The organism is Mesorhizobium sp. M6A.T.Ce.TU.016.01.1.1, from assembly GCF_003997065.1.
Taxonomy (GTDB): domain Bacteria; phylum Pseudomonadota; class Alphaproteobacteria; order Rhizobiales; family Rhizobiaceae; genus Mesorhizobium; species Mesorhizobium mediterraneum.
Map to the genome: position 1 here is coordinate 155,134 of NZ_RZTJ01000012.1, position 15,935 is coordinate 171,068.

At 62.0% G+C, this 15,935-nt stretch carries 13 protein-coding genes; 3 read left to right on the forward strand and 10 right to left on the reverse strand.

The window, feature by feature from the left end:
* Window positions 1-24: 24 nt before the first annotated feature.
* From EOC94_RS21595 to EOC94_RS21625, 7 genes are all read right to left on the reverse strand, one after another.
* Complete coding sequence (locus EOC94_RS21595) at window positions 25-1,221, reverse strand: serine hydrolase (RefSeq protein WP_127293320.1); 1,197 nt, start codon at window positions 1,219-1,221, stop codon at window positions 25-27.
* A gap of 67 nt (window positions 1,222-1,288) precedes the next feature.
* Window positions 1,289-2,716, reverse strand: a complete 1,428-nt coding sequence (locus EOC94_RS21600) for an amidase (RefSeq protein WP_127293322.1) — start codon at window positions 2,714-2,716, stop codon at window positions 1,289-1,291.
* A gap of 111 nt (window positions 2,717-2,827) precedes the next feature.
* Entirely contained in the window at window positions 2,828-3,862 is a 1,035-nt protein-coding gene (locus EOC94_RS21605; RefSeq protein ID WP_127293324.1) for an extracellular solute-binding protein, read from the reverse strand.
* A gap of 25 nt (window positions 3,863-3,887) precedes the next feature.
* Window positions 3,888-4,694 carry an ABC transporter permease gene (locus EOC94_RS21610; RefSeq protein WP_127203822.1) on the reverse strand — a complete coding sequence of 269 codons (807 nt, stop codon included), beginning with the start codon at window positions 4,692-4,694 and terminating at the stop codon, window positions 3,888-3,890.
* Window positions 4,687-5,607 (reverse strand): ABC transporter permease, encoded by a 921-nt coding sequence (locus tag EOC94_RS21615; RefSeq protein WP_127293326.1) that lies wholly within the window; start codon window positions 5,605-5,607, stop codon window positions 4,687-4,689. Before EOC94_RS21615 ends, EOC94_RS21610 begins: the two co-directional genes overlap by 8 nt.
* Window positions 5,607-6,701 carry an ABC transporter ATP-binding protein gene (locus EOC94_RS21620; protein WP_095484101.1) on the reverse strand — a complete coding sequence of 365 codons (1,095 nt, stop codon included), beginning with the start codon at window positions 6,699-6,701 and terminating at the stop codon, window positions 5,607-5,609. The genes EOC94_RS21615 and EOC94_RS21620 overlap by 1 nt, the downstream gene beginning before the upstream one ends.
* Window positions 6,702-6,827: 126 nt before the next feature.
* The gene (locus tag EOC94_RS21625; protein ID WP_127293328.1) at window positions 6,828-8,495 is read right to left on the reverse strand and encodes an amidohydrolase; all 1,668 of its coding nucleotides are present in this window, start codon (window positions 8,493-8,495) and stop codon (window positions 6,828-6,830) included.
* Window positions 8,496-8,665: 170 nt separating this feature from the next.
* Between EOC94_RS21625 and EOC94_RS21630 the strand changes: the two genes are divergently transcribed.
* Both EOC94_RS21630 and EOC94_RS21635 read left to right on the forward strand, forming a co-directional pair.
* On the forward strand, window positions 8,666-9,697 hold the full coding sequence (locus tag EOC94_RS21630; RefSeq protein WP_127293330.1) for a histone deacetylase family protein: 1,032 nt from the start codon (window positions 8,666-8,668) through the stop codon (window positions 9,695-9,697).
* A gap of 299 nt (window positions 9,698-9,996) precedes the next feature.
* A complete protein-coding gene (locus tag EOC94_RS21635) occupies window positions 9,997-11,640 on the forward strand; it encodes an MFS transporter (RefSeq protein WP_127293332.1) in 1,644 nt (547 codons plus the stop codon).
* A 20-nt stretch (window positions 11,641-11,660) separates the two neighbouring features.
* On the opposite strand, the gene EOC94_RS21640 is transcribed toward EOC94_RS21635, so the two are convergent.
* Both EOC94_RS21640 and EOC94_RS21645 read right to left on the reverse strand, forming a co-directional pair.
* Entirely contained in the window at window positions 11,661-13,073 is a 1,413-nt protein-coding gene (locus EOC94_RS21640) for a hypothetical protein (protein WP_127293334.1), read from the reverse strand.
* A 474-nt stretch (window positions 13,074-13,547) separates the two neighbouring features.
* Window positions 13,548-14,660 carry a TauD/TfdA family dioxygenase gene (locus tag EOC94_RS21645; RefSeq protein ID WP_127293336.1) on the reverse strand — a complete coding sequence of 371 codons (1,113 nt, stop codon included), beginning with the start codon at window positions 14,658-14,660 and terminating at the stop codon, window positions 13,548-13,550.
* A 433-nt stretch (window positions 14,661-15,093) separates the two neighbouring features.
* On the opposite strand from EOC94_RS21645, the gene EOC94_RS21650 reads away from it, so the two are divergent.
* A complete protein-coding gene (locus tag EOC94_RS21650) occupies window positions 15,094-15,378 on the forward strand; it encodes an SCP2 sterol-binding domain-containing protein (RefSeq protein ID WP_127293338.1) in 285 nt (94 codons plus the stop codon).
* A gap of 63 nt (window positions 15,379-15,441) precedes the next feature.
* Here the strand turns inward: EOC94_RS21650 and EOC94_RS21655 are convergent.
* The coding region (locus tag EOC94_RS21655; RefSeq protein ID WP_148128432.1) for an N-acetyltransferase at window positions 15,442-15,935 on the reverse strand (494 nt) is incomplete at its 5' end.

A 15,935-nucleotide genomic window follows, 5' to 3' on the forward strand; every position in this document is an offset into this window, starting at 1 on the left:
CGTTTTCTTCCGATTTTTTGGAACTTAGGCCAGCGCGGCGGCGATGGCGTGCACGGCTTTCATCGTCGCCACCGAATAAGCGATGTCAGTGAAATCCGGATAGCTCGAAAGCTTCACCACGACCATTCTCGTGTTCCAGTCGACATGGATCAGCTGCCCGAACACGCCGCGGCACATCAGCGCGCGTGAGCGCGGATCCTCGATCCAGAACTGGTTGCGATAGCCGCCTTGCGGCAGGCTGGGATTGAAGTCCGGTCCATGCCTGCCGCTGCGCGTCGCCTCGATCCAGTCGGCCGGCACCACGCCGCCGCCATTGTCGAGGATCAGCTGCCCGAAACGGCCATAGTCGCGCAGCGTGGCGTTGAAGCCGCCGTCGGCGATAGCATAGCCGGCGCTGTCGACGGTGAAGCAGGCGCTTTCATCCGCCCCGAGCTTTTGCCAGAGTTCCTCCGAAACCAGTTGCGCCAGCCGCTGGCCGGTCACCCGCTCCATGATGAAGGCGAGCACGTCGGTCTCGATCGAACGGTATTCGAAGGCAGCGCCATGCGGCCGGCTTGTCTCCTTAAGCCGCAGGATCAATTCGAACATATGCGACGGCCACTCGAAGGCCGGATCGCTGCCCGGCGGCACCGGTTTCCAGCCGCTGGCGACATCAACCTGGCCGATATCGGAATAGCGGTCGGTATATTCCTCGGAAAAACGCACGCCTGTCGTCATATCCAGCACATGCTGCACGCTGGCGCCGGCCCAGCCGGTCGCATCAAGCTCCGGCAGATAGGTCGTCACCGGCAAGGCCGGGTCGATCAGGCTGCGCCCGACCAATATGCCGAACACCGAAGCGGTGACGGACTTCGCCATCGACTGCGACAAATGCAGCGTGCGGTCGGTCATGCCGTTGAAATAGCGCTCATAGGCGATCTTGCCGTCCTTGAGCACGAGGAACCCGTCCGTATAGGTTTCGTCCAGCAGGCCGGCCAGCGTCGCAGGCTGACCCGTGCTGTCGCTCACCGGCAGCGCATCGAGATCGACCTCGGCTCGCTCGAGCCGGCGGCGATGGCCATTGCCGCGCCAGACTTCGACGGTCGGCAGAATTTCGCGGATGTGCTGGAATGCCCACCGGTTCCAGGGTCCCCTGTCCCAGTCGAGCTTTGGAGGCACCATCTTGGGCGGCGAGCCCTGCATGATCGGCGGCACCGGTTCGCTGTTACGATAGGAAGTCATTTTATGCTCCGGGAAGTGTCCCGCGGTGTCGCGACGGTTTTTGCTTTCAGTGCGGTCGCGCCGTCCGTCATAGTTTCGGCCGGCGCGTCTTTTCTCCGTACCAGCCACCAACTGCTTTTTCATAGGCCATGCCGGCGCGGAACACATCTTCGTCGCTGTAGGTGCGGCCGACGATCTGGATGCCGGTCGGCACGCCGTTCTTCGCGTGGCCGGATGGAACAGACAGCACCGGACAGCGGCTCATCATGTTGAACGGCGTCGTCATCACCCAGCCCAGCGAGGGATTGACCAGCTTGCCGTTGATCCTGATTTCGTCCTTCGACTGGTCATGGTCGGCCGGCACTGACGGCAGCGCCGTGGTCGGGCAGATCAGCACATTGTACTTTTCGAGCAGCGGTCCAAGCGTCATGTACATGCGGCCAGCCACCTCCAGGCTACCGACGAAATCGGTCGCCTTGGAACCCGCCCCCTCCTCGGCGAAGCTGCGGGCGTAGGTCGTCATCTCGTCGGCATGGTCGGGCAGCAGCTTCGACAGGAACGCGCCGAACAGATGGTTCAAATAGGCGAGCCCGGCCTCCAGGACCTCCGGTCCCCAACCTAAATCGACCTCCTCGACCTCCGCACCCAGTGAGCGGAACACGTCGAGCGCTTTCTTCGTGTTCTTCACCACTTCCGGATCGACCTCGAAGCCGCCGAGATCCATCGAATAGCCGATCTTCCAGCCCTTGATCGGCTTGAACCTGGTCGGCAGGGTTAGCTTCGGCCGGAGCGAAGCGATATCCAGAGCACTGGGACCGGTCATGACGTTCTGCAGCAGGATCGCGTCCTCGACCGTGCGTGCCAGCGGTCCGGTGTGGCAGTAGAAGTCGAGGTTGAACGGTGGGTCGTCCGGGTTGCGGCCATAGGGCGGCTTGTAGCCGACGATACCGCAGGCCGACGCCGGGATGCGGATCGAGCCGCCGATATCTGAGCCGGTGGCGATCGACGATGTGCCGGATGCGAGCGATGCGGCCGAGCCGCCCGACGAGCCTCCGGGCGTGAACTTGGGGTTCCAGGGATTGCGGGTGACGCCCCACAGCCTGGACCAGGTATAGGCCGCACAGGAGAATTCCGGCGTCGCCGTGCGTGCATGGACGATGCCGCCAGCCCCGATGATGCGTTCGTTCATGGTCGAAGTGGTATCGGCTATGAAGTTCTTCATGATCAGCGAGCCGCCGGTGGTCGGCTTGCCCTTGATGTAGCTTTCATCCTTGATGCCGACGGGCAGGCCCTCCAGAGGGCCAGTCTTCTTGCCCTTGGCGTATTTCGCCTCGGCTTTCTTGGCCAGCGCCATCGCCTCGTCAAAGTGCGTGTTGGTGAAAGCGTTGACCTTGTCCTTCGTCGCCTCGGCGCGCCCGATGACCGCTTCCATCAGCTCGACCGGTGAGAGCGTCTTCGCCTTGAAGCGCCTAAGGGCCTCGCTTGCCGGCATGTAGCAGAGATCGAGATCGGGCATTTGCAGGCAAACTCCGGGTGCATCAGGCGACAGCCGGACGTCGGTCCTTGGCGAAGATTTTTTTGATTCATGGACCCGGCAGCCATGGCTGCCGGGTCCATGGTACTGCGATCACTTCTGCAATTCGGTCCAGATCCTGGTGTAGAGCGCCTGGACGTCGGGCGCGCAGTTCAGCATGAACTTGCCCTTGTCGGCGAACTCGGCGGGGATGTTGACCTCCGGCGCCGTCTTCATGTCCGCAGGCATGAAGGCCTCCGATCCCTTGATGCCGTTGGCGTAGCGCGCGAAAGACGAGATCAGCGCCGCGTTTTCGGGATCCATGATGAAGTTCTGGAACAATTTGGCGTTTTCGACGTTCTTGGCGTCCTTCAGCACCGCAAGATTGTCCATCCAGATCGGATAGCCCTCCTTCGGATAGCCATAGACCATGTCCTTGTTCTGCAGGCGAGCGCGGAAGGACGCGCCGTTCCAGTCGACGCTAGCTGCGAAGTCGCCCTTGGCGAACTTCTCGACCGTGCCGTAGTCCATGGAGATCCATTTCGGCTTTGCCGCCCCCAGCGCATCGCGCACCTTCTTCAGCACCTCCTTGTCGCCGGTGCAGGGCTCGCCGCCGACATATCTGATGGCGAGATGCATGACATCGGCCATTTCGGGAACGACGTTGACCTTGCCGACCAGTTCCGGCGGCGGATCCAGGAAGATGGCCGAAGTGTTGACGTCACCCTTGTAGACGGAGGTGTTGACCGTCACGCCGGTCGTTCCCCATTGCCACGGCACGGTGTATTTGCGGCCTGGATCGAAGGGAACATCGACCCATTTTGGGTCCATGTTCTTGAAGTTCTCCATCTTGCTAGGCTCTGTCTCCAACAGCAGCCCTTCCTCGATCCAGATCGGCACGAAGCTCGCAGAGGGCACCACGATGTCGAAGCCGCTGCCGCCCTGGCGGATTTTGGCGAGCGCGGTGTCGTTGGAATCGTAGTCGGTGACTGTCACCTTGACCTTGTATTTTTCCTCAAATTTCTTGATGAGGTCGGGGCTGGTGTAATTGCCCCAGTTGTAGATGTTGAGCTCGCCATCGGCGCGGGCAATACCCGCCGAGGCGAGGAGCGCGGCGCCGAGCGCCGTCGCAGCCAGTTTCCACTTCATCGTTTTTCTCCTGTTACAGCTGATATCATTCCTGATCCTTTTTCCTGCTGATGAAAAAGAAGACGGTGACGATCAATATCGAGATCAGCAGGAACACCGTCGAAATCGCGTTTATTTCCGGCGTGATAACGCGCCGGAACTGGCCGAGCATGTAAGTCGGCAACGTGTCCTGGCCGCCGGACTTGACGAACTCCGTGATGACGACATCATCCAGCGAGATGACGAAGGCCAGCATCAGCCCGGCAAGGATGCCTGGCCAGAGCAGCGGAAAGGTGACGCGCCGAAAAGCCTTCCAGGGTGTCGCGTAGAGGTCGGCCGCAGCGACCTCCAACGTCAGATCCATGTTCTCAAGCCGCGCCCGGATCGGCAGATAGGCAAAGGGGATGCAAAAGGCCGTATGCGCGGCCATCAGGTAGCCCAGCCCCGAATAGCCGGTCCAGATCTTGATGCGCGAAAAGAAGATCAGCAGCGCCACCGCGGTGACGATTTCCGGCACCATCAGCGGCTGGTTGATGAAGGCGTATTTGAAGCCGAGGCCGGGATATGGCTTCGTCCGGGTCGTGGCAAGCGCGGCCATGGTGGCGACGATCGTGGCAATAGTCGCCGCGACTGAAGCAATCTGCAGCGACCGGATCGAGGCGTCGACAACCTGGTTGTTGTTCCAGGCCTGGTAGAACCAGCGCAGCGACACGCCTTCCCAGATCGCGATCGAACTGCCGGCGTTGAAGGCATAGACGACAACCGTGATGATCGGCAGGTAAAGCGCGAAGAAGCAGACCATCGCGATGGCCGTGAAGCCGGTCTGCCGGCGGATGTCGAAGCGGCTACCCATGCGTGCCGCCCTGACGCCCGGCGGAGCGGACATAGAAGAGCAGCGCGACCATCACGATCGCCATCAACGAGATCGACAGCGCCGAGCCGAGCGGCCAGTTACGGCCTTGCCCGAACTGCAGCTCGATCAGATTGCCGAGCATCATATTCTTCGAACCGCCGAGCACGCGCGGGGTGACATAGGCGCCCAGCGCCGGGATGAAGACGAGGATCGAGCCGGCGATGATGCCAGGCTTGACCAGCGGGATGATGACCCGCCTCAGCACCTGGAAGCGGTTGGCGTAGAGGTCGTAACCCGCCTCGACCAGCCGGAAGTCGATCTTTTCCATGCTGGCATAGAGCGGCAGCACCATCAGCGGCAGATAGACATAGGTCATGCCGACCATCAGCGCGAAATCGGTGAACATCATCTGGATCGGCTGGCTGATGATGCCGAGCTTGATGAGCACCGTGTTGACGATGCCCTCGTTGCGGATCACCTCCTGGATGGCGAAGGTGCGGATCAGCAGATTGGTCCAGAACGGGATGGTGATCAGGAACAGCCAGATCTCGCGCTGCCGCGCGGGCCGGGTGGCGATGAAATAGGCGGTCGGGAAGCCAAAGAGCAGCGTGAAGATCGTTGTCATGAACGACAGCTTGGCCGAACGCCAGAAGATCGACAGATGCGCGTCGGCGAAGGCCAGCGTGTCGTCGAAGATGTCACGCTGCATCAGCACCGACAGCCAGCCGTCGGTGGAGAATTTCCACACCACGTCGCCATAGGGCCCCGGCGTCAGGAACGAATAGATCACGACGATCAGCAGCGGGCCGGTCGCCGCCAGAAAGATGATGATCAGTGCCGGCGCTGACAGAAGCCAGCGATCGCGGATATCTCTGCGTTCGGCTTCCTTGGCGACTTCTTCCGCGCTCGCCATCAGTCCCTCAGCACTTGTGCGGCGTCGTTGCCGATCGAAATGCCGACCTTGTCCCCCCGCTCGAAACCGCAGCCGGCGCTGCGCGTGTTCTGCTGGCGCACGGTGAACGCCTCGCTGCTGTCCAGACGAACATGGATGTGCGTGTCGGTGCCGAAATAGACGATGTTTTCGACCGTGCCCGACAGGTCGCCCTTGCCGCTGGTCAGCTTGGCATGTTCCGGCCTGACCACCACGGTGGCATTGTCCTTCGGTTGAAAGCCCTCAGCCACGGTCGCGTCGATCGTCGCGCCGGATTTGAGCGTTGCGCGTGCCTTGCCGTTGGCCATGCCTGTTATGGCCGCGGTCAGGAAATTGGTCTCGCCGATGAAGTCGGCGACGAAGCGCTCCGCCGGCTTGTCATAGATGTCCCAAGGCGTGCCGACCTGCAGGATCCTGCCCGACGACATCACCGCGATGCGGTCCGACATGGTCAGCGCTTCTTCCTGGTCGTGGGTGACGAAGATGAAGGTGATGCCGGTCTCGTGCTGCAGCCGCTTCAGCTCGATCTGCATCTCCTTGCGCAGCTTGAAGTCGAGCGCCGACAGCGGCTCGTCGAGCAGCAGCACCTTCGGCTGCGGCGCCAGCGCCCGGGCCAGCGCCACGCGCTGCTGCTGGCCGCCCGATATCTGGCTGGTGCGGCGGCCGCTGAGCGCTTCCATCTTGACCAGCTTCAGCATCTCGGCGACCCGCGCCTTCACTTCGGCTTTGGGCTTGCCGAGCATTTCGAGGCCGAAGCCGATGTTCTCGGCCACCGTCATATGGGGGAACAGCGCATAGTTCTGGAACACGGTGTTGACCGGCCGCTTGAATGGCGGCAGCGGCGCGATGTCCTGACCATGCAGCAGTATCTCGCCGGCGCTAGGGAAATCGAAGCCGGCAATCAGCCTTAAAAGCGTCGTCTTCCCGCAGCCGGACGGACCAAGCAGCGTGAAGAACTCATTTTCGCGGATCGACACCGAAACCGTGTCGAGGGCGGCGACCTGTGACTCCCCGGTACCGAATACCTTGCGGACGCCACGAACCTCAATTGCACTTTTACCCGGTTGTTCCGGCACGATTACCCCATTCTTGCGTCCGCTCTTCAGGGCGGATCCAGTTCCCACTCGATTGTCAGCACACGGCGTGTGGCTTGGCAAGCATGCATCTGAATGTCGATTCAGAACGCAATTCCCGTGCCATCGTCATGCCTGGTAAGTGATCTTGCCGCCGCAGATCGTCGTCACTGGCCGCACCATATGCAGCGCTTCCGGCGCGGTCGCCTCGATATCGGCAGAGAGCACCACGAGATCGGCCATGAAGCCTAGCTTCAGACGGCCTTTGCGATGCTCCATGAACTCGGCATAGGCGCCTTCCACCGTGTAGCCACCGAGTGATTCATGCAGCGAGAAGCTCTGATCGGGATCATCGTCTGCCCATGGTTTGCGCAGCACTGCCGCCTGAATGCCCAGGATCGGATCGATCGGCGACACCGGCCAATCCGAGGCGAAGACGACACGCGCGCCGGCGTTCTTCAGCGTCCGCCACGCATAGCTCAGCGGCCAGCGGGCGGGCCCGATGCGCGACACCGTCGGCTCCAGCGGCAAGCCCATGCTGCCCGGCGGATGCGGCGGCTGCATCGAGGCAATGACGCCAAGCTTTGCGAAGCGCGGCACGTCGGCGGCGGTGATCACCTCGATGTGCTCGACCCGATGCCGACTGTCGCGCTTGCCGTTTTGTTTCTGTGCCGCCTCGTAGCCGTCGAGCACGGCGCGCACGGCGCCGTCGCCGATCGAGTGCACCGCAATCTGCAGCCCGCGCCTGTCGACGGCCACGGCAAGGTCGATGAATTGCTGCGGCGTGAACAGCGGCTCGCCCAGCCAATCCGGACGGTCTGCATAGGGCTCGACCATCACCGCCGTCCATGAATCGAGCACGCCGTCATAGAACACCTTGACCATGCCCGACGACAACCATTCACCCTTGTAGCGCTCGGCCATCGCCGACGCCTTGTCGAGCATGTCGAGCTCCATGAAGTTCTTGTAGTGGAACGGCACCTGCACGCGGCACAGCAAGCCGCCTTCGGCCTCGATCTCGGACAAGAGTTCGAGCTGATGCAAATTGCCGTCCATGTTTTGGATCGAGGTGATGCCGTGCCTGGCACACCATTCCAGCCCGCGGCGCATAATCGCCCGGTCGGAGGCCTGCTCCGCCGGCGTCGGCCTCGGGTCCGGCTCGCCGCCGGTGGCCAGGCCGAGCCGCACGCGATCCTCGCCGGCCAATGCGATCAGCGGCCCAAAGGCCTCGCCCTCGCGCAATTCGCCGCTGGCCAGCCCGTCGTCGCCCATGACGATCTCATTGCCCGGGCCAAGCTGCTTGCCTCTAAGCAGGCCGGCCAGTTCCAGCGCTTTGGTGTTGGCCCACATTGTGTGGTGATCGGGCGCCGCCATGACGAAGGGCCGGTCCGGCAGGATGCGGTCGAGATGACGGCGGCTGACCCGCTCAGTCGCCGACAGGATGGTGTAGTCGGCGCCTTGCGCCTGCAGGATGGGCAGGTCCGGTCGCATTGCGGCATAATGGCGCACAGCGTCGGAAAGCGCCTCGAAACCGTGGACGCCCATCAGCTGGAGATGATCGAGCTCGGCCGCGCCGCCGAAAAGATGCATATGCGCCTCAATGAAGCCGGGGACGACGGAGCCGCGGCCGGCATCGATGACGCGCGTGCCGGGGCCTTTATGCTCCAGCACGGTCGCGCGATCTGCGATCGCAATGATTTCGCCGCCCTTGATGGCTATGGCTTCGGCACGGGGGTTATCGGGATCCATCGTCAATATGCTGGCATTCTCGACGATCAGATCGGCCGATGGCGGCATAATTTTCTCCCGTTTGAGCTTAGGCTAGCAGAGTATTGGCGTCTGGCAAGCCGTCCGCTGCTACTTGCAACAACGATCTGGAACGCCTCTTGGCGGCGCTGAAACTCTCTGCCACAAAGCAGTCCGTCAATGACAGATACGCAACTCGAAGAGCGAGCCGGGCCCGCAAGATGAAGACTGTTTTCTCCCCTCTCCACTTCGGTCATGCCGGCAACTTCGAACTCATTTCGGGCGCCATCGTGCCGGCCTTCGAGAAGCCCTCGCGCGCTGAGTTCATCCAGGCGAGGGTGGAGAGCGAAAAGCTCGGCCCGATCCTGCCACCCGACACCCACGATCTCGCTGCCGCCAGGAAGGTGCATACCAGCGACTACATCGATTTCCTGCCGACCGTGTGGCCGCTCTGGGAAGCGTCCGGCCGGACGGGCTCGGCCATCCCCTTCACCTGGCCGACGCGCGGCCTGCGCGGCGATGTGCGCCCCAGAACGATCGATGCGCTGCTTGGATTTTACTCCTTCGACGGCGGCGCCACCTTCGTTGAAGGCACCTGGGAGGCGATCAAGTCGTCCTATGACGTGGCGCTGACCGCGGCCGCCCTGGTCAAGGGCGGCGAGACGTCCGCCTTCGCGCTCTGCCGTCCGCCCGGCCATCATGCCGGCGCTGCTTTCATGGGCGGCTATTGCTACATCAACAACGCCGCCGTTGCCGCGCAATGGTTCCGCGACCAGGGCGCCAAGCGCGTCTCGATCCTCGATGTCGACTACCATCATGGCAACGGCACGCAGGAGATCTTCTACAGCCGCGACGACGTGCAGGTGCTGAACCTGCATGGCGATCCGATGACCGAATATCCGTTTTTCCTTGGCCATGCCGACGAGCGCGGCGCCGGCCCCGGCGAAGGCTTCAACCTCAACTATCCGATGCCGTTCGGCACCTCATGGGACGCCTGGAATGCTTCGCTGGAAGACGCCTGCGCGAAACTTGCGGCGTACGCTCCCGATGTCGTCGTCGTTTCGCTTGGCGTCGACACGTTCGAGAAGGACCCGATCAGCAAGTTCAAGCTGAAAAGCGGCGACTATCCCAAGATTGGCCGCCGCATCGCCAGGCTCGGCCTGCCGACGCTGTTCGTTATGGAAGGCGGCTATGCCGTCGAGGAAATCGGCATCAACGCCGTCGGCGTGCTGACCGGATTCGAGGATCGGTAACGCATGTCGACCAGAGTCTGCCCTCGGGCGTTTGATCAGAGAGAGCGCAGCGGTTTTGGGCAACGACATTCGTAGAAATTTAGTAGGCATCGGGCACAAAGTCGGCCACCTCACCGAAGCGCTCCACGCCGCCTGCAAGGACGCCCGCTGACCTGTTCCGGCGTCCGCTATCCTGTTGTTGGACCATGATCTTCTTCGAAAAGGCGTTCGCCCTTTGCAAAGTGATGCTCTACTTTGAAGGGACGGTATGAGGGACCGATTCACCGGAAGAAGGCAGCATTGAAGTCGGGGAAGCATCCATGATCGACGACGAGCCGGACAGTGAACGCGTCTCGGCGCTGGCGCCGTTCCGGCACGGCATTTTCCGCGCCGTATGGTCCGCCAGTCTGGTGTCGAATTTCGGAGGCTTGATCCAGGGCGTCGGCGCCGCCTGGATGATGACCACGATCGCCACCTCGTCCTATCAGGTCGCGCTGGTCCAGGCCTCGACCACCTTGCCGATCATGCTGTTTGCGCTGGTCGCAGGCGCCATAGCCGACAGCTTCAACCGGCGCAAGGTCATGCTGATTGCTCAGATCTTCATGCTGGTCGTCTCGGTTCTGCTGACCGTCTTCACCTACCTTGGCTTGATAACGCCATGGACGTTGCTCGCCTTCGCCTTCCTGATCAACAGCGGCACGGCGCTTTACAACCCGTCATGGCAGGCTTCTGTCGGCGACATGGTGCCGCGCCCCATGCTGCCGGCTGCTGTTGCGCTCAATTCGTTGGGCTTCAACCTGACCCGCAGCGTCGGCCCGGCGATCGGCGGCATCATCGTTGCCGCCGCAGGAGCGGCCGCGGCCTTTGCCGCCAATGCGCTGAGCTATGTCGCGCTCATGATCGTGCTGGCCCGCTGGAAGCCGAATCTGCCGGCCTCTACACTGCCGCGCGAGACGCTGGGCGCGGCGATGGGCGCCGGCCTGCGCTACGTCGCCATGTCGCCCAATATCGGCAAGGTGCTGGTCAGGGGTGCGGCTTTCGGCTTCAGCGCCGGCGCGGTTCTGGCGTTGCTGCCGCTGGTGGCGCGCGACGTCGTCAAGGGCGATGCCTTGACCTACGGCATCATGCTCGGCGCGTTCGGCATCGGCGCGGTCGGCGGCGCGCTGATCAGCGTCCGGCTGAGGCAGATCCTGTCCAGCGAGACGATGGTGCGCATGGCATTCGCCGGCTTCGCGCTCTGCGCCTTCAATGCCGCCGTCAGCGACCACGCCTGGCAGACGTCGCTCGGGCTGCTCATCGGCGGCGCCTGCTGGGTAATCGCGCTGTCGCATTTCAACGTCACGGTGCAGATGTCTACGCCGCGCTGGGTGGTCGGCCGGGTGCTGTCGGTCTATCAGACGGCGACCTTCGGCGGCATCGCGCTCGGCAGCTGGATTTGGGGTGTCGTCGCCGATGCGCATGGCGCCGAATTCGCGCTGATCGCGGCTGCTGTCGCGATGCTGGCGGGCGGCGCGATCGGCCTCTTGCTGCCCTTGCCGCAGCAGGCGGTGCTCAATCTCGATCCGACCAACCGTTTCAAGGAGCCGCATCTTGCGCTCGACCTCAAGCTGCGCAGCGGCCCCATCGCTATCATGATCGAGTACATCATCCGCGAGGAGGACGTGCCGGAATTCCTAGCCACCATGGCCGAACGCGGCCGCATCCGACGCCGTGACGGCGCCCGCAACTGGACGCTGGCGCGCGATCTCGAAAATCCCGCAATATGGATCGAGCACTACCACACGCCGACATGGCTCGAATACATCCGCCACAATAAGCGGGCCACCCATGCCGACGCCGTTATCGGCGAGCGCGTACGCGCGCTGCACAGCGGCGACGAGCCGCCGCGCGTCCGCCGCATGATCGAGCGTCCGACAACCGCCGGCACGGCGATCGTCATGCCGAAAGGCCCGATCGAGCACTAGGCGGCGGCCCACCCTGTGCCTTAGGATGCAGCGCGCAGGCTCGTACGGACGCGCCGCCTGCTTGTAGCGCGGGCCTTCTCCGCCACGACACCGGTGATCTCGACCACGCCGTCCTCACGCGGTCTGGCGTTTGTGACCTTGTGGAGACGCTCATAGGGCAACAGTTCCTTGACCCGAGCATCGAGCAACGCGACTTCGGCTCGCAGGTCCTCGCATTCCTGCCTCTGGACATCGAACTGTATCTGTTCGGATGCCTGCTGCAGGGAAAGCTGCGAAAAATTCGCGTTCACCGTCGAAAGGTTCATCTTGTCGTTTTCGTTCTCCTTTCTGAGAGCAGACAACCTTTCCTCCGCGATTTGCTTTTCGGCCACAGCGTCGCTCCATTGAGCCTTGAGCTTGGCGATCTCGCTGGCGGCTTCACTGTTCTCGTTCAAGGCAACCTCCAATCGCGATTGGAGGTTCCGAATTTCGGAACGCAGGCCGCCGATCTCCGTGAAACTACGCGCACGCTCGGCTTCCCTGTCACCTTCCATGATACGGGCCGCTTCCGTCATTTCCGACAGCTTCGCTTGCGCGACATCGAGCGATTTCTGCAGCCGCATTTCCTCTTTCTCGCTCTTGCCAAGCGCAGCCAGCACTTCCGAAAGTCGCGCCGTCTCATTGGCATGAATCGTCGAGAGTTCATCCAGCCTGTGCCGCGCCTCAACTTCCCGTTTCAGCGCCTTGTCGAGGTCGATCGACAGGCTGACATGTTTTTCCCGCAGTATCTCGTTCTCGCGCGAGCATCTGTTGGCCTCGGCCGTTCTGGCCGAAAGCGTTGTGACGAGGTCACCGAACTCCGCTTCGCGTTCTGCGCTCGCATTGCCTGCCACGACGAGTTCCAGCTTTGCTGCAGCCAGCGCACGGCGAAGTGCCTCCTTGTCCTCGATCAGGCCTGTCTCGCGCTGCTGCAGGGCCTCGACAGCGCTTTCACGCTCGCGCTGCTTTCTGGTAGCATCGTGGAGCTGCTCCGACAGCACTCTTTGCTGGGTGGTCAGGCCGACATTTGCCAGTTCCAGTTCGTTGGCGCGAAGAATGTCCCCGTGAAGCAGCTTCAGGAATTCGCCTGTCAGATGATGCGAGGTCGCGATCTCCGACAGTTTCGTATTGATCTCCTCCAGATACTCCCGCGCATCGTCAAAGAGCCCATCGACGGCATTTAACGCAGCCAGTCGGGTTTGTGTGTGGGAGGTCAGGCGTCGAGCGGTGCCAGCGTCGTCCTCGGGCTGAGAGTTGTCATTCTTTGCCGCGAGATTCTCATCCGGGACGGCCTCCAACGGCGACTGGTCGTCCAGGTTGAGGCACTCATCGAACGCGTCCGCCAAATCGGCTTCAAGCTCCTTGAATGCTCTGTCCACCTTCTCGGCGCGCTTCATCAGACTTTTGATTCTCATGACTGAACCTCCCCCTCGTGTAGCGCCATCATGGGGTCTTGATCCTCGCCTCCCGGATACGGGTTCATCCTATCTCCCCTGACGCGGTCGCCGCGTGAGATGACCGCTCTAGAATCTGCTGTCATGGCCCGTTTACACCACTCTGAGCGCAGGGGGCCGAGTCCAAGCTAGGGACAGGCTTGACCACTGTCCTCGTCTGTTTGAATGACGCAAACCGTGTAAGTGCCCTGATTGTAGCCGGCTTTGGAACAACCCACCGGAGGAACCTCCGCCAGAGTTTCCGGATCCTGGGTGCCGAGGGCTACTGACCGCCGCGATCATCCTTGTTGTTCACGACGTGACAGCCCGGCCGGGCTGCTCGGTAAGCCTAGCCCTCGCCCGACAGGTCCCGCCTCGCCTTGTCGAGCTTCTCGGCGTGGCGCTGCATCAGGTGGCCTTCGATCAGCAGCACGACGAAGACACGGTCGTTGTCCGCTATCGCGAGAGGACGCGAATACGACTCTGAAACTCCCCACGATCGACATAACATCCGCGCAAATGTCGCCGCCCCGTGTTCGGATTGAACGATTGGCGGCCGTGCAGCACCCGGCGATTGTCGAACACCGCCATTTCGCCGGCCTTGAGGCGGTAGGCTATTTGGAAACGCGAGCCGCGGATCATCATCATCAGCTTGCGATAGGCCGCGTAAAAGGGCTCGCAAATGTCGGAGGGAAGGTCGATGACATCGACAAGATGGGCGTTGAACCGTAACTCTGTCACTTCTCCATCGCGTCGCGTTACGATCACAGGAAACCTACCGCGCAGATCGTAGTTTTCGTCGTGAAAACGATAGGGTATCTCGACCTCGCACAAGAGACGGTAGCCTTCAGGATCTTCCACCTGTAACGCGGCCACGATCGCAAACCCATCGGCAAAGACCGATCCACCGCCTTCAGCTTCGTTCGCGATACAATGAAGGAATTGATAGCCGGGCGGCACCTCCTGGTTCGCAAGATCGGTGTGTAACGGCAGGGCGACCGGCGTATAGGCCAGGTTGTTCGGTTTCGGCATCGACACGACCTCGAACATGGTGCCGAAATTTGTCTGGCGCAGGAACCCTATCCGCTCGGCCGCGCGCCGCCCGGCGTCGGGATCATCGTCAAGCCCATCGACGATGGAGAGCCCGTATGCAGCCGTTGCCTTCAGCCAGGCGAGCAGATCGGCATCGCTTTGCAAGATGTCTCCGGCGGAGTGACGCGGTATGGTTTCAAGATCGATCGAGCCGTCCCAGAGTTTTGGAGCGATGTCAGCCGGATCGTTTCTCTTTCTGCCCGGACGATAGGATTCAAAGAACTGGCCCGGGAATTCCTCCTCAGCCTGGTCGTTCAACCAGACAATGCTCACAGTGCCGCCTCTGTCTTGCACGCTGATCGGTCTGAGTGAGGGCTCCACCCTGGTCAGGTCGAATATCCGCTCTTCGGTCTGCGGGTGAAACGCCGATGGCGCATTGTCCTTTAGCCAGAGCCAAGGATAGCAGACTGTTTCGCCTGACGAGAAAGTTACGGCAAGCGCGGTCTCCCGGGCTTCCACGGAAAGCATGGTATTCATGACGGTGTCTCTCTGAACACAGAATTTGATTTTCAGCTCGGATCAGGCCCGCAGGCCATCAACCCAACGGTGGTGGCCACCACAAGCTCGGCTTCCCATAGCGATGGGATCCGGGATTTCTGTTCGGTTCTTCGAGCACTCGATCTCCAGGTAGAAACCTGATTCAAGCAACATGGCGATGGTAGCGGTCATTTGCCGGCAGTGTCCAGCTAAATGCAATGGGACCGCCATCCCCCTCTGGGCTGGCCTCGCGGACAGCCCGGCTTCACTGCGGCGATAAAACCCATCTTCATCTCGGGGAACCGCGTTGACGTAAACGTCAACCCAAAGCTATATGCGCCAGCGACCGTGATCGCGAAATGCGCAAGACGGCGACTTCGGCCGGACCGAAGTGCCAATGTGCGACAAACGCAACGAGACGAGGAGAACGGCCATGGGCGTTCAGGAAATTGCCGACAAGATCAGCGCGCGCGTGGCGAGTGCCGGGTTCGATCGTTCCGTGAAATTCGATACCGGCGGCGACGGTGTCATCGTCATCGACGGCGCTGATGTCTCGACCACCGACGCGCCGGCCGACTGCACCATAAAGCTTTCGCTCGACGATCTGGAGTCGCTGATCGCAGGCGATCTCAACCCGACCATGGCGTTCATGTCCGGCAAGATAAAGGTCGAAGGCGACATGAGCGTCGCCATGGCGCTGAGCCAGTTGATCGGCTGATCCACTCCAATCCGGGATGAAAAGAAGACGCCGCCCGATGGGCGGCGGCTTGTTTCCGATCCGTCAGGCCGCGAGCGGCAGCCGCTGTGCCTTGAGCTTGCGCCCTGCCGCCTTCAGCGTGCCCTGCGCGTCGGCGAGCGCGCCTTCCACCAGTTCCAGCGCCAGCAAGCGGTGCCGTTCGTAAGGGCCTGGCATGGCCAACGAGCCGGTCTTCTCGGCCGAGAACCCGAAGCGATCGTAATAGGGCGCATCGCCGACCAGCAGGATCGCCGCATGGCCGAGACGCGCGGCCTCAGTGATCGCATGGCGCATCAGCGCCGAGCCGATGCCGGCATTCTTGATAGTGGGATCGACGGCGAGCGGGCCAAGCAGAAGCGCTGGCCGACCGCCCTCGCCCAGCACGACATCCCATAGCCGCGCCGTGCCAGTGACAGCGCCCGAAGCATCGCGCGCGATAAAGGCCAGGCCTTCCGAAGGCCGGCGGCCACGCCGCAGCTTTTCCGATGATTTTTTCTTGCGCTTCGGCCCCATGGCGCGATCGAGCAAGGCCTCGCGCG